Source organism: Sphingomonas sp. P4_D12 (assembly GCF_056401895.1).
Genome location: NZ_JBFUIL010000005.1, coordinates 206,028 through 218,164 on the forward strand (window position 1 = coordinate 206,028; position 12,137 = coordinate 218,164).

Genomic DNA, 12,137 nt, shown 5'->3' on the forward strand with positions numbered 1-12,137 from the left:
GTCAGTCGTTTGAGACGTTCATCACCGCGTCGTCGGAACCAGCCGGTCCGTAAGGTTGATCGGCAATCCAGATCGCTTGCCATTTCGGCCAATTCGACGCGGTTTTTTGGGCAACATGACGCACAGCTCTGGCCGAAGTCACCTCGCATTCGTCCGGTTGGGTTTTGTCCGGCTTTGGAATGCGCCTGATGTCCGGATCCCTATCGCCATCCCGGGGACAATAAAGCGGCATCAGCATCCCACGCGTGACCGGGTCGTTCGGGGATGGCAGGAAAGCGAGATATGCAAAGGCCATTTCTGGCTTCGTGTCGTCGGGCCTCGCGGGCGGCATGTCCATCGTGCCGTCATTGTAGAGGTCGGACGCGCCGGCACCCATTCGATCTTTGTCAGCTGAGATTTGAAGGATCATCGGCATCCCGTCGCTCGAAACGAGCTTGAGCCGCACCGGCCCCGCACCGGAAAAGATCCTGATCTCGCCATCCCGGACCTGCGCCGGCTTGGCGCAATCTGGCCAGTCGAAAATATTGGCATCTACCGGCGCGGGGCAATCTTTCGGCTCGATGACCCACAAACCGGGTTTGAGCCTGGCCTTGCCTTGCTCGAACAGCGGATTCTTAGACATCAGCGACGCATCGCATCCGCCGAGCAGCAATGCGGCCGCGGTGGCGATGACCCAAGCAGACCGCATCGATCCTCTCCCCGATATCGACCCTGGAGCAAAGGCTGACACAAAATCCCCCGAGCGGGTAGAGATTACATGTCGCATCCGAGCGCGGGTTGCATCCCGGACGCTCCCCGCCTAGGGAGCCGCCAGTTTTCCACAGCCCCAGCAATAGAGGAGCGAGCGACCGCCATGGCCGCCAACCGCACGTTTTCGATCATCAAGCCCGATGCCACCCGCCGCAACATCACCGGTGCGGTCACCAAGATGCTGGAAGAAGCGGGTCTCCGCGTCGTCGCATCGAAGCGCATCCACATGAGCCGCGAGCAGGCTGAAGGCTTCTACGCGGTCCACAAGGAGCGCCCGTTCTTCGGCGACCTGGTCGACTTCATGATCTCGGGTCCGGTCGTGGTTCAGGTGCTCGAAGGCGAGAACGCCGTGCAGCGCAACCGTGACATCATGGGCGCGACCAACCCCGAGAACGCCGCGCCGGGCACGATCCGCAAGGAGCTGGCCGAATCGATCGAGGCGAACACCGTCCACGGATCGGATTCGGACGAGAATGCCGCGATCGAGATCGCGTTCTTCTTCACCCCCGACGAAATTGTCGGCTGACGCTGGTTGGCGATTGAAGCGAGCGACCGCGGCGGATGCCGCGGCGCTGTCGCTCGTCGCCTCGGCCTGCTTCCTCGAGACGTTTGCCGGGCTCCTCGAAGGGCCCGACATCGTCGCGCATTGCGCCAAGGCCAATCACCTGGACGCATTTCGCGCTTGGGCCCAGGCGGCGGGTAGCCGCGTCGTCGTCGCAGAGATTGCGAGCGGCGGAGCGCCGATCGGCTATTCGGTGCTGACCACGCCCGAACTGCCCGCAATCGAAACGAGTTCCGCAGACATCGAGCTCCGCCGCATTTATACCCTATCGCGGGCGCACGGCACCGGGCTGGGCCCTGCGCTGATGGCGCAGGCGCTGCTCGACGCGCGGGCGATGGGCGGCGAGCGTATGTTGCTCGGCGTCTATGCCGGCAACGAGCGCGCCCGCGCATTTTACGAGAAGCAGGGCTTCATTAAGGTCGGCGAACGGCAGTATCAGGTCGGCGCTACCTTATGCGACGACGTGATCTACGCGCTGCAGCTATGATCGGGTGACGCCGGGTCGGCGGTCAGTGTTCCGCCGGCTTTTCCTTCGCCCATAGGGCATCGAGCCGCGCCGGACTCCCACCGCGTTCGGCCAGACTGGCGCCTTCGAGTTCGAGCTTGCGGCCGCCGAGCAGACGCCCGGCTGTCTTCCATCGGACTTGATAGATTGCCCGGTCGGTCTTCTTGGTGTCGCCATCCCACCAGGTCGCGGTGATCAGTACGGGCAGGCGGCCCTGACGGTCGTCCGCGCCTTTGTCGGTGACCTTGAGCAAGGCGCGTTCGAACCAGTTTGTGTCGATCTGCGGGCTGGACAGTCCGGTCTGCGCGTCCACTCCCAATGCCGGCGGGAAGGCGACGTCGATCTCCTGGATGCGATGATCGGGGTCGTTGAGCGTTAGCACAGTGTTCCCGTTGCGGGATGCGGTGAAGGCGACGAGCGATTTCTCGTTGCTCTCGGTCGCGCGCTCGGCCTGATCGGCCTTGCGATCGGACCAACTCATCCACAAGCCGCCAGCCGATACCAGCAAAGCGGCGATGCCGACCCATTCGGCCAGCGAAATCCAGCGCCGGCGGATCGCTGCCTTCTCGGCGCGCTCGGCCGGAGTTTCGACCGCGGCAGAAGTCGACATGGGCGTCTCTGGATCGTTCATCGCCCACCGGCCTCCAGCAAGCGGCGCGGCGCCACCATTTCCCAGCTCATCGCGATCCTGTCCTCGACGCGTTGCCAGTCGGTCGCGTCGCCGTTCAATTCCATTCCAATCCAGCCCGACGGGCCGAGATAGGGCGGGATATGATAGAAATCGGGGTCCATCTCGACCAGCATCGCCTGTTCCTCGCGCCCGCTGGTCTTGACCATGACGGCGGTGTGTCCGTCGCCGTGATGGTTGTGCCAGAAATAAGCATAGACCTTGCCCTTCTCGATGAAAAAGGCGGGCGATCCATGCGACAGCTTCTCGGCTGCCTCGGGAAAGCTCATGCAGATCGCGCGGATCTGCTTCAGGTCGGCATCGGGATCGGGACTCATCGTGCCGCGAAATCTGCCAGAACCTGTGGGTAAAGGCGATGCTCTTCCGCCAGGACCCGCGCGGCCAGCGTGTCGGCGTCGTCCTCGGGCAGGATCGGCACGCGCGCTTGTCCGAGCACTTCGCCGGCGTCGAGCTCCTCGGTCACGATATGCACCGAGCACCCCGCTTCTTCGTCGCCCGCCGCGATGGCGCGCGCATGCGTGTCGAGGCCCTTATATTTGGGCAGCAGCGACGGGTGGATGTTGATGATGCGCCCACGCCATTCGGCGACGAACTCGTCCGAGAGCAGCCGCATGTAACCGGCGAGCGCGACGATCTCGGCGCCGGCCTCGCGAAGCGCCGCGGAAATCGCCGCTTCATAGGCGAGCTTGCCGATGCCCTTGGGCGACAGCGCGAAGGTCGGGATACCATGCTCGCGCGCCCAGATCAGGCCCGGCGCCTCGGGCTTGTCCGACGCGACCACCACGACTTCGTATGCGGTGTCCGCATTCTCGACGATCGCCATCATGTTCGACCCGCGGCCGGAGATCAGGATGCCGACTTTTTTCATGCGTTCCCCTCCCGCCAGCGGGAAGGGAGAAGTGCCTTATGCATTATGCGTCGCCGTCCAGTCGGCACGCGCGCTCCAGGTGCCGGCTGAGCCGGTCACCGTGCAGCCGCGCTGCCCGGCCTCGATCGCTCCGATTGTCAGCACAGTCTCACCGGCAGCCATTAGGGCGGCCGTCACCGCTTCGACATCGTCCGCGGCAACCACGACCGCCATCCCGACCCCGCAATTAAAGGTCCGTGCCATTTCCTCGGGCTCGATCGCGCCTTGTGCCTGCAGGAACGCCATCAGCCGCGGCTGCTCCCAGCCATCGGCGTCGATCCGGGCATGCGCGCCATCCGGCAGCACGCGCGGGATATTCTCGAGCAGGCCGCCGCCGGTGATATGCGCCAATCCCTTGATCCGACCCTCGGCGATGAGCGGCAACAAGCTTTTCACATAGATGCGCGTCGGCGCCATCAGCGCGTCGATCAACAGTGTATCGGCGTCGAACAGAGCGGGGCGATCGAGCTTCCAGCCTCTGTCCGCCGCCAATCGCCTGACCAGCGAATAGCCGTTGGAATGAACGCCTGACGAAGCAAGTCCAAGGATCACGTCGCCGGCCGCAATGTCCTTGCCAGTCAGCACGCGATCGCGCTCGACCGCGCCGACGCAGAAACCGGCGAGGTCGTAATCGCCATCGGCATACATGCCGGGCATTTCAGCGGTCTCGCCACCGATCAGCGCACAGCCAGCGATGCGGCAGCCTTCGGCAATGCCCGCCACCACCCGCTCGGCAACCGCATTGTCGAGCTTTCCGGTCGCGTAATAATCGAGGAAGAATAAAGGCTCGGCGCCTTGCACGATCAGGTCGTTGGCGCACATCGCGACGAGGTCGATGCCGACGCCGTCATGGCGTCCACTGTCGATCGCGAGTTTCAGTTTGGTGCCGACTCCGTCATTCGCCGCCACCAGCAGCGGATCCTTGAACCCGGCCGCCTTGAGGTCGAAGAACCCGCCGAATCCGCCGAGATCGGCGTCCGCGCCGGGTCGACGCGTTGCCTTGGCCAACGGCCCAATCGCGCGAACCAGCGCGTTTCCGGCCTCGATGGACACGCCCGCCTGGGCATAAGTGTAGGGCTCATTCTCGCTCATACGGACGCGACTAGGGCGCACATTCACCCCTGGCAATGCCCTGGATTGCGCTGGGAGGCGTGCTGGCTAGGAGCGCAGCGCAGTCGCGTAGCCTTGAGCTACGCGCAAGCAAGCGACAACGCCGGTGCGTCTCCCAGCGCAACCGCGAAGCGGCGGGCGGATTTTGGCGCATGGCGTCGTCGCGCGTCGGTCACGATGCATAATGCATCGCTCCCTCCTCGCTTCTAGCCCTGCACCAAAATCCGCTCCGTCCAGGGCATCGCCAGGGGTGAATGTGCGCCCAAACGACAACAAGCTTGGATTTCCACGTCTGCTTCGCCAAAAGGGCGCCGACATGCGCCGCAGCCGTTTCTTCCACGCCTCCGCTTTAGCCGCGGCCCTTGCTCTTGCCGGGGCCGCCGGGATGGTCGCCGCACAAGACGATGGCGGCGACAAGATCGACATGAACCAGCCGATCGACGCGTCGGGCAGCTATCAGGTCGATAACGTCGATGTCGACGTCAACGGCCCCGATGCCGAATCCGCGCGGATCGCCGGATGGCGACTTGCCCAGCGCAAGGCCTATCAGATGCTGTCGCAGAAATACGGCGGTGGCGGCGGCGTGCCTGCCGACAGCGTGCTCGATTCGATGGTGACCGGCATCGTCATCCAGAACGAGCAAATCGGCCCCAATCGCTATATCGCCAAGCTGGGCGTGCTGTTCAGTCGTGCGCGGCTGGGCGGGTTGATGGGCGCGGTTGGCGACATTTCGCGATCCGCACCGATGTTGCTGATTCCGGTTCAATGGTCCGGCGGCAGCGCGGTTGCGTTCGAACAAAAAACGGCTTGGGCGGATGCCTGGCAGCGGTTCCGGGCCGGAGACAGCTCGGTCGATTACGTCCGGCCGACCGGCGTCGGCGCCGATTCGTTGTTGGTCAACGAGGGGCAAGCAGGCCGGCGCGATCGCGGCTGGTGGCGCAGCGTACTCGACCAATATGCCGCCGCCGACGTCCTGGTGCCCTCGGTCACGCTCTATCGCCAATGGCCGGGTGGGCCGGTCGTTGGCGTATTCGAGGCGCGGCACGGCCCCGACAACGAGTTGCTGGCGCGATTCGCCTTGCGCGTCGACAGTGAAGCCGGCGTGCCGGCGCTGCTCGACGCGGGCGTGAAGCGGATCGACACGATCTATCAGGACGAACTGCGCAATGGTGCGCTCGGCGTCGATCCCAGCCTCGCTTATATTCCGCCGCCCCAGGCGACGCCGACGGCAACCCCGACACCTACCGATACGCCGACCGGCGAGGCGACGACCGCCGACGCCACGACGGCGATCGCCGGCGGTGCTGCCATTACCGTCCAGTTCGATACGCCTAGCGCCGCATCGGTCTCGGCGATCGAGGGCGCGGTTCGCGGCGTGCCTGGCGTCAGCGGAGCCAACACCACCAGCATGGCGATCGGCGGCGTGTCGGTGATGCGGCTCAATTATAGCGGCGATCCGGCGGCGTTGGCGTCGGCGCTCGAAGCGCGCGGTTTCCAGGTCGGCCGTAGCGGCGCGACGCTCAGGATCCGGCGGCCGTCCTCGCCGCCGCCGGCCGTCCCGTCGGAAGACCGACCGACCGGATGAGCCAGCAATTCGGCCTGCCGCTGGCTTGGCCGCCCGGACCGGGCGACGACGAGTTCCTCGTCACGCCGTCCAATGCGCACGCCTTTCACCAGCTCGAACATTGGGGAACCTGGCCGGTGATGACCGCCTTGCTGGTCGGTCCGCGCAAATCCGGGCGCAGCCTGTTGGCGCGCGTCTTCGCCAGCCGGAGTGGCGGCAGGATCGTCGATGACGCCGACCTGCGGCCCGAAAAGGAATTGTTCCACGCCTGGAACGACGCCCAGGCCGCGCGCCGTCCGCAATTGTTCGTCGCCAATGCGGCGCCGCCAGCGTGGAAAGTCGGCATCGCCGACCTGCGCTCACGCCTCGCCGCCAGCCCGATCGCGGAGATCGGAGCGCCCGACGACGCGCTGATGCAAGCGCTGCTCGAACGCCAGTTCCTGCGGCGCGGCCTCGATGCGCGGCCGGACCTGATCCAATGGCTGATCGCGCGGCTCGAACGCAGCTTCATTGCGGTGGAACGTGTCGTCGACGTGCTCGATCAGGAAGTGCTCGAACGCCGCAAGCGCTTGTCGATCCCACTGGCACGGGCCACACTGGCCGAGGCGGGAATCATCGCCCGGCCGTCCGCAGCCGACAACACCGAACAAGGTGAACAATGACTCGCCCCGCCCATATCGCGCGCCTCGCCAATGACGACGATCCGTTCGAAAGCGGGGAGAGCGGCGAACGCTATTTCAATCGCGAGCTGTCCTGGCTGGCGTTCAACCGTCGCGTGCTCGAAGAGGCCTGCAATACCGCGCATCCGCTGCTCGAACGCGTGCGCTTCCTGTCGATATCGGGCTCGAACCTCGACGAATTCTTCATGGTCCGCGTCGCTGGGCTGATGGGCCAGCAGAAGCAGGAGGTCGAGCGCCGCTCGCCCGATGGCCTGACCACGCGCGAGCAACTCGCCGCAATCGTCGCCGGCGCCGATGCGCTTGTCGAGGACCAGCGCAACGTCTGGCGAGACCTGCGTCACCAACTGGGCGAGGCTGGTGTCCATGTGCTGGGCTCGCGGCAGATCGACGAAGCAGTCACCGCGGACGAGGCGGCCTGGCTCGAAAAACACTTCCGCGAACAGATTTTCCCGATCCTGACGCCACAGGCGCTCGATCCCGCCCATCCGTTTCCGTTCATGCCCAATAAGGGGCTGGCGGTGATCTTCGACCTGACGCGCGCCTCGGACGGCGAGATGATCCGCGAACTGGTCATGCTGCCCGCGGCGATGGCGCGGTTCGTGCGATTGCCCGGCGAGCCGGCGCGCTATGTCGCGGTCGAATCGCTGGTGAAGCGCTTCTCGACCTTGATCTTTCCCGGTTACGCGGTGAACGGCGCGGCTGAATTCCGCGTCCTGCGCGACAGCGATATCGAGATCGAGGAAGAGGCGGAGGATCTGGTCCGTTACTTCGCCAATGCGATCAAGCGGCGGCGGCGCGGCCGGGTGATCCGGCTCGAGCTCGAATCGGGCATGCCCGAGGCACTGGGCGTGGTGTTGCGCGAGGAACTGGCGGGGGGCGATGCCTTCGTCACCGAAAGCGGGGCCTTCCTGGGCGTCCACGATCTCGAAGCGATCATCGACGAGAACCGGCCCGATCTGAAATTCGTGCCGTTCAGCCCGCGCTTTCCCGAACGCATCCGCGAATTCGGCGGCGATTGTTTCGCGGCGATCAAGGCCAAGGATATCGTCGTCCATCACCCCTATGAGACGTTCGAGGTGGTGATTGAATTCCTCAAGCAAGCGGCGGCCGATCCCGACGTGGTCGCGATCAAGCAGACGCTCTATCGCGCCGGCAAGCAGTCGGCGGTGATCAACGCGCTGATCGCGGCGGCCGAATCGGGCAAGTCGGTGACCGCGGTGGTCGAGCTGAAGGCGCGGTTCGACGAAGAGCAGAATCTGCTCTGGGCCTCCGCGCTCGAACGCGCCGGCGTTCAGGTGGTCTATGGCTTTTTCGACTGGAAGACCCACGCCAAGGTCTCGATGGTGGTCCGGCGCGAGGGCGGCGAGTACCGCACCTACTGCCATTTCGGGACGGGCAATTATCATCCCGTCACCGCGCGCATCTATACCGACCTGAGCTTCTTCACCGCCGATCGCGAGCTCGGTCGCGATGCCGCGCAGATCTTCAATTACGTCACTGGCTATGTCGAACCGGTGCTGAGCCTAGTCGGAATCTCGCCACGCGACATGCGGACGCGGCTGACCGCGCTGATCGATGCCGAGATCGCCAATGCCAATGAAGGCCGGCCCGGCGCGATCTGGGCCAAGATGAACTCGGTGGTCGACCCGGCGATCATCGAGAAATTATACGAAGCGTCGAACGCCGGCGTCGAAATCGACCTGATCATCCGCGGTATCTGCTGCCTAAGGCCGGGCGTGCCGGGCATGTCGGAGAATATCCGGGTGAAGTCGGTGATCGGGCGCTTTCTGGAGCACAGCCGAATCTGGTGCTTCGGTAACGGCAAGGCGCTGCCCAATGACGGCGCCAAGATCTTCATCTCCTCGGCCGACTGGATGCCGCGCAATTTCGACCGCCGGGTCGAATATATGCTGCCGATCCTCAATCCGACCGTGCATGACCAGATTCTCGACCAAGTGATGGTGGCCAACCTGATCGACACCGAGCAGAGCTGGGTGCTCCACGCCGACGGCACCTATGACCGAATCGAGCCGGGACCGCGGCCGTTCAATCTCCATCGCTACTTCATGACCAATCCGTCGCTATCGGGCCGCGGTGCCGCGCTCGAGGGCGGGGCAGTTCCGAAACTCTCGCTGACGCGACGGCGTTAGCGTGGCCACCCTTCTGTTCCGCAAGCCGAGGTCCGAATCGGCGGCGTCGCCGCCCCGCACGGGCATCATCGACATCGGGTCGAACTCTATCCGTCTGGTCGTCTATCAGGGGCCGCCACGGCTGCCCGCACCATTGTTCAACGAGAAAGTCATGGCGGGGCTGGGGCGGGGGCTCGGGGAAACCGGGCAATTGGCTCCGCAGGGCTTGGAGCTCGCGATCGAAGCGCTCGAACGTTTTTCTGCGCTGGCCCGTGAGATGGAAGTCGAAAGCCTGAGGACGGTGGCCACCGCCGCCGTGCGCGACGCTTCCAACGGACACATCCTGCTCGATGCCGCGGCGCGGATCGGGCTTCCGGTCGAATTGCTGTCGGGCGAACAGGAAGCCACCGCGGCCGGGATGGGCGTGCTGTCCGCCATTCCCGACGCTGATGGGATCGTCGGCGACCTTGGAGGCGGCAGCCTGGAACTTGTGCGCGTCAAGAAAGGCGAAATTCGCGATCGCGTATCATTCCCCCTCGGCGTGCTGCGCATCGCGGCGCTCCGTGCCAAGGGCAAGGGAATGATCGATCGCCGCGTCGCCAAGCTGGTCGATCAGGCCGGTTGGTCGGGCAAGGGCAAGGGTCTGCCGCTCTATCTGGTCGGCGGGTCATGGCGTAGCCTCGCGCGGCTCGACATGAACCTGCGGCGTTATCCGCTGCCCGTCATCCAGCATTATGCCATGTCGCCCGCGACGATCGGCCGGCTGGTGCGCAGCGTCAGCCACAGCGGCAAGGGAACGCTCAAAGCCGTACCGGGGATCTCGTCGCAGCGCGCGCCGATGCTTAACGACGCGGCGGCGCTACTCGCCGCGCTGCTTCGCCACCTCAAGAGCGATCGCACGATCGTCTCCAGCTTCGGGCTGCGCGAAGGATTGCTCTACGAAGCGCTCGATGCCGAAACGCGCCTGCAGGATCCGCTGATCGTCGCCACGCGCGAGGAGGGGAGGCGGCTCGGCCGTTTCCCCGAACATGGCGACTTGCTCGACCGCTGGATCTCGCCGTTGTTTCAGGATGCGCCGGCGATGGAGCGGTTGCGCCGCGCCGCCTGCCTGCTTGCCGATGTCGGCTGGCACGCCAATCCCGAATTCCGCGCCGAACGCGGTGTCGAGATCGCGCTCCACGGTAATTGGGTGGCGGTCGATGGGCGCGGCCGCGCGCTGATCGCGCAGGCGCTATGGACGTCGCTAGGCGGCGGCGCCGGCACGCCCGAACCGCTCAATGTGCTAGCGCCGGTGCAAGACCTCAGGCGCGCCGCGCAATGGGGATTGGCGATGCGCCTGGGACAGCGCCTGTCGGGCGGTGTTGCCGGACCGTTGGAGCGTTCGAAACTGGGCGAGGACGGCTCGGCGCTGATCTTGCATCTCGCGCCGGACGATATCGCGCTTTACGGCGAGGCGGTGCAGAAGCGCCACGCGGCGCTTGCCGCCATCTGCGACCGCACGCCGCTGCTGACGAGCTAGGCCAGCGCGGGCGCTAATTGCGCCTTATCGCCTCGCCAATCGCGCAGCGCCGCCGCCCGATCGGCCGCCGCCGCATCCTTCATGCCCAGCGCCTCCTCGGCGTCTGCGCGAATGGACAGCGCGACCGGATCGTTCGATCGCCGCGCCAGGACGCGCGATGCCTGTTTGAGGGCCGCGCGCGGCTTGCCTTGCGCGAGCAACGCGGCGGCGTAGCTGCGGCGCACCGGGTACCACCAGGCCGGCGGATCGCTCAGCGTCTTCATCAATCGCGCTTCGTCGAGCTTGGCGGCGGCGAGATAGGCGCGTGCCGCCACATCGGGCCGCTTGTCGATCATCGCCGCGCGGCCATCGAGCACGAGCTGCGCGATCCGCACGAGTTGCCGGGATTGATAGGCCAGATCGTCCGGCTTGGCGGGAAGCGGCGGCAAGCTGATCTTGGCGCGTTCGGCGCGCACGCCCGCGGCATTGCCCAGTCGGGCCTGCGCTTCGCCGCGCGCATAAAGCCAATATTGCCGGACATAGGCTTGTTTCTCGCCGGGATCGGCCAGGGCCAGCACCTTGGCCGGGTCGGCGAAGCGGCCTTCGGCGAAATAGGCGGTGCCGACTCCCATCTGGAGGAACAGATTGCCGGGATCGGGCAGGTTGGCGGTCGCCGCGATCAGCGGATCGCTCAGCGCGAGCGCCGCTTTGCCGTCGCCCGAGATCAGCGCGCCGCCGACTCCGTACTGCACGTTATGGCCGTGATAGGGGAGCATCCAGACCTGGCCGGGCTTGATCAGTCCTGCGATCCGCGCGTCGCTTTGGCCGAGGTCGACCGCGGTGACGTTCACGTCGGCGGCATCCTGATAGCGGCCGACCCAATAGAAAGTGTGCGATGGCATGTGGATCAGATGACTCGACGCCGGCGCCAGCCTGCCAAGCTTGTCGGCATAGGGTTCCGCACGCTTGGGGAAACCGCTCATCTCGGTGGCATGGATGTAGAAGTGGATCGCGGGCGTGTAGTCCGGGCTGCGCCTGAGCACGCCCTCGAGCAGCGCCACGGCACGCGGCAGATTGGCGGTGCCGCTGGTCAGTGCCGTCGGGATCATCCACGCATCGGCCGCGATCGTCGCGATCTCGTCGTCCTGCGGATACCGCAAAGTCAGCGCATCCATCGCTTTCGCGAAGGCGAGGTCTCCCGCGCCCTTGCCGCCGCCTTCCACATAGCGAAGCTTGAGCGCGGCGATCAGATCGCGCTCAAGCTTCGGCGATTGCGGCGTCAGCAGCTTCTCGGCCGTAAGCACCTTGGCGAGCGCTGCTTTCTGTTGCTCGGCGCCGATCGGGAAATTGATCGTCGGCCCGTCGCTCCACGCAGCCCCCCATTCGCACATCGCGCACTTCGGATCGAGCTTGGCCGCCTCCGCAAAGGCGGCGCTGGCCGCGCCGTGCGCGAAGGCATGGGCAAGCTGCATGCCGTTGTCGAAGAATGCCTGCGCGCGCGTATTGGCGGTAGAGATCGGGAAACCGCCCTTGCCGTACCCGGGATAGAGTTGAGGGGTCGCGCCGACCGGCAACTCGTCTCCACAAATCGGGATGCTGGCGAGCAAGTCGGCGGCGCTCGGCCGCATCGTCGCTTCGCCAACGGATGCCGGGATCAGCGCGAGCAGCGGTAAGGCCAGGAGCGAGAGGCGCATCGTCCATTTCCCCAATCGGAACGCCTGCGCATGATATCCCCGTTCTCGTC

The 12,137-nt window shown here is 65.5% G+C and carries 12 protein-coding genes; 6 read left to right on the plus strand and 6 right to left on the minus strand.

Features of this window, described 5'->3' with window-relative positions:
• Position 1: 1 nt before the first annotated feature.
• Positions 2 to 688 carry a hypothetical protein gene (locus AC1DSD_RS11100; RefSeq protein WP_478030080.1) on the minus strand — a complete coding sequence of 229 codons (687 nt, stop codon included), beginning with the start codon at positions 686 to 688 and terminating at the stop codon, positions 2 to 4.
• 165 nt (positions 689 to 853) lie between these two features.
• On the opposite strand from AC1DSD_RS11100, the gene ndk reads away from it, so the two are divergent.
• Together ndk and AC1DSD_RS11110 are read left to right on the plus strand one after the other, a co-directional pair.
• A complete protein-coding gene (gene ndk, locus AC1DSD_RS11105) occupies positions 854 to 1,276 on the plus strand; it encodes a nucleoside-diphosphate kinase (RefSeq protein ID WP_478030081.1) in 423 nt (140 codons plus the stop codon).
• Positions 1,277 to 1,289: 13 nt separating this feature from the next.
• Positions 1,290 to 1,799 carry an N-acetyltransferase family protein gene (locus AC1DSD_RS11110; protein WP_478030082.1) on the plus strand — a complete coding sequence of 170 codons (510 nt, stop codon included), beginning with the start codon at positions 1,290 to 1,292 and terminating at the stop codon, positions 1,797 to 1,799.
• Positions 1,800 to 1,821: 22 nt separating this feature from the next.
• Here the strand turns inward: AC1DSD_RS11110 and AC1DSD_RS11115 are convergent, their stop codons facing one another.
• From AC1DSD_RS11115 to purM, 4 genes are read right to left on the minus strand one after another with little or no spacing between them, the layout of a single operon-like run.
• Positions 1,822 to 2,427: a hypothetical protein gene (locus AC1DSD_RS11115; RefSeq protein ID WP_478030083.1), complete on the minus strand. Its 606-nt coding sequence runs from the start codon at positions 2,425 to 2,427 to the stop codon at positions 1,822 to 1,824.
• 17 nt (positions 2,428 to 2,444) lie between these two features.
• Positions 2,445 to 2,822: an MmcQ/YjbR family DNA-binding protein gene (locus AC1DSD_RS11120; RefSeq protein ID WP_478030084.1), complete on the minus strand. Its 378-nt coding sequence runs from the start codon at positions 2,820 to 2,822 to the stop codon at positions 2,445 to 2,447.
• Complete coding sequence (gene purN / locus AC1DSD_RS11125; RefSeq protein ID WP_478030085.1) at positions 2,819 to 3,373, minus strand: phosphoribosylglycinamide formyltransferase; 555 nt, start codon at positions 3,371 to 3,373, stop codon at positions 2,819 to 2,821. Before purN ends, AC1DSD_RS11120 begins: the two co-directional genes overlap by 4 nt.
• Before the next feature lie 36 nt (positions 3,374 to 3,409).
• On the minus strand, positions 3,410 to 4,504 hold the full coding sequence (gene purM, locus AC1DSD_RS11130) for a phosphoribosylformylglycinamidine cyclo-ligase (protein ID WP_478030086.1): 1,095 nt from the start codon (positions 4,502 to 4,504) through the stop codon (positions 3,410 to 3,412).
• Between the two features lie 334 nt (positions 4,505 to 4,838).
• On the opposite strand from purM, the gene AC1DSD_RS11135 reads away from it, so the two are divergent.
• The 4 genes from AC1DSD_RS11135 to AC1DSD_RS11150 are packed head-to-tail and all read left to right on the plus strand — an operon-like array spanning position 4,839 to position 10,414.
• A complete protein-coding gene (locus tag AC1DSD_RS11135) occupies positions 4,839 to 6,107 on the plus strand; it encodes a heavy-metal-associated domain-containing protein (RefSeq protein WP_478030087.1) in 1,269 nt (422 codons plus the stop codon).
• Positions 6,104 to 6,748: an HdaA/DnaA family protein gene (locus tag AC1DSD_RS11140; protein WP_478030088.1), complete on the plus strand. Its 645-nt coding sequence runs from the start codon at positions 6,104 to 6,106 to the stop codon at positions 6,746 to 6,748. Before AC1DSD_RS11135 ends, AC1DSD_RS11140 begins: the two co-directional genes overlap by 4 nt.
• A complete protein-coding gene (locus AC1DSD_RS11145; protein WP_478030089.1) occupies positions 6,745 to 8,916 on the plus strand; it encodes an RNA degradosome polyphosphate kinase in 2,172 nt (723 codons plus the stop codon). The genes AC1DSD_RS11140 and AC1DSD_RS11145 overlap by 4 nt, the downstream gene beginning before the upstream one ends.
• 1 nt (position 8,917) lies before the next feature.
• Positions 8,918 to 10,414: a Ppx/GppA phosphatase family protein gene (locus AC1DSD_RS11150; protein WP_478030090.1), complete on the plus strand. Its 1,497-nt coding sequence runs from the start codon at positions 8,918 to 8,920 to the stop codon at positions 10,412 to 10,414.
• On the opposite strand, the gene AC1DSD_RS11155 is transcribed toward AC1DSD_RS11150, so the two are convergent.
• Complete coding sequence (locus tag AC1DSD_RS11155) at positions 10,411 to 12,087, minus strand: hypothetical protein (protein ID WP_478030091.1); 1,677 nt, start codon at positions 12,085 to 12,087, stop codon at positions 10,411 to 10,413. The two genes, AC1DSD_RS11150 and AC1DSD_RS11155, sit on opposite strands and share 4 nt — an antisense overlap.
• Positions 12,088 to 12,137 lie beyond the last annotated feature (50 nt).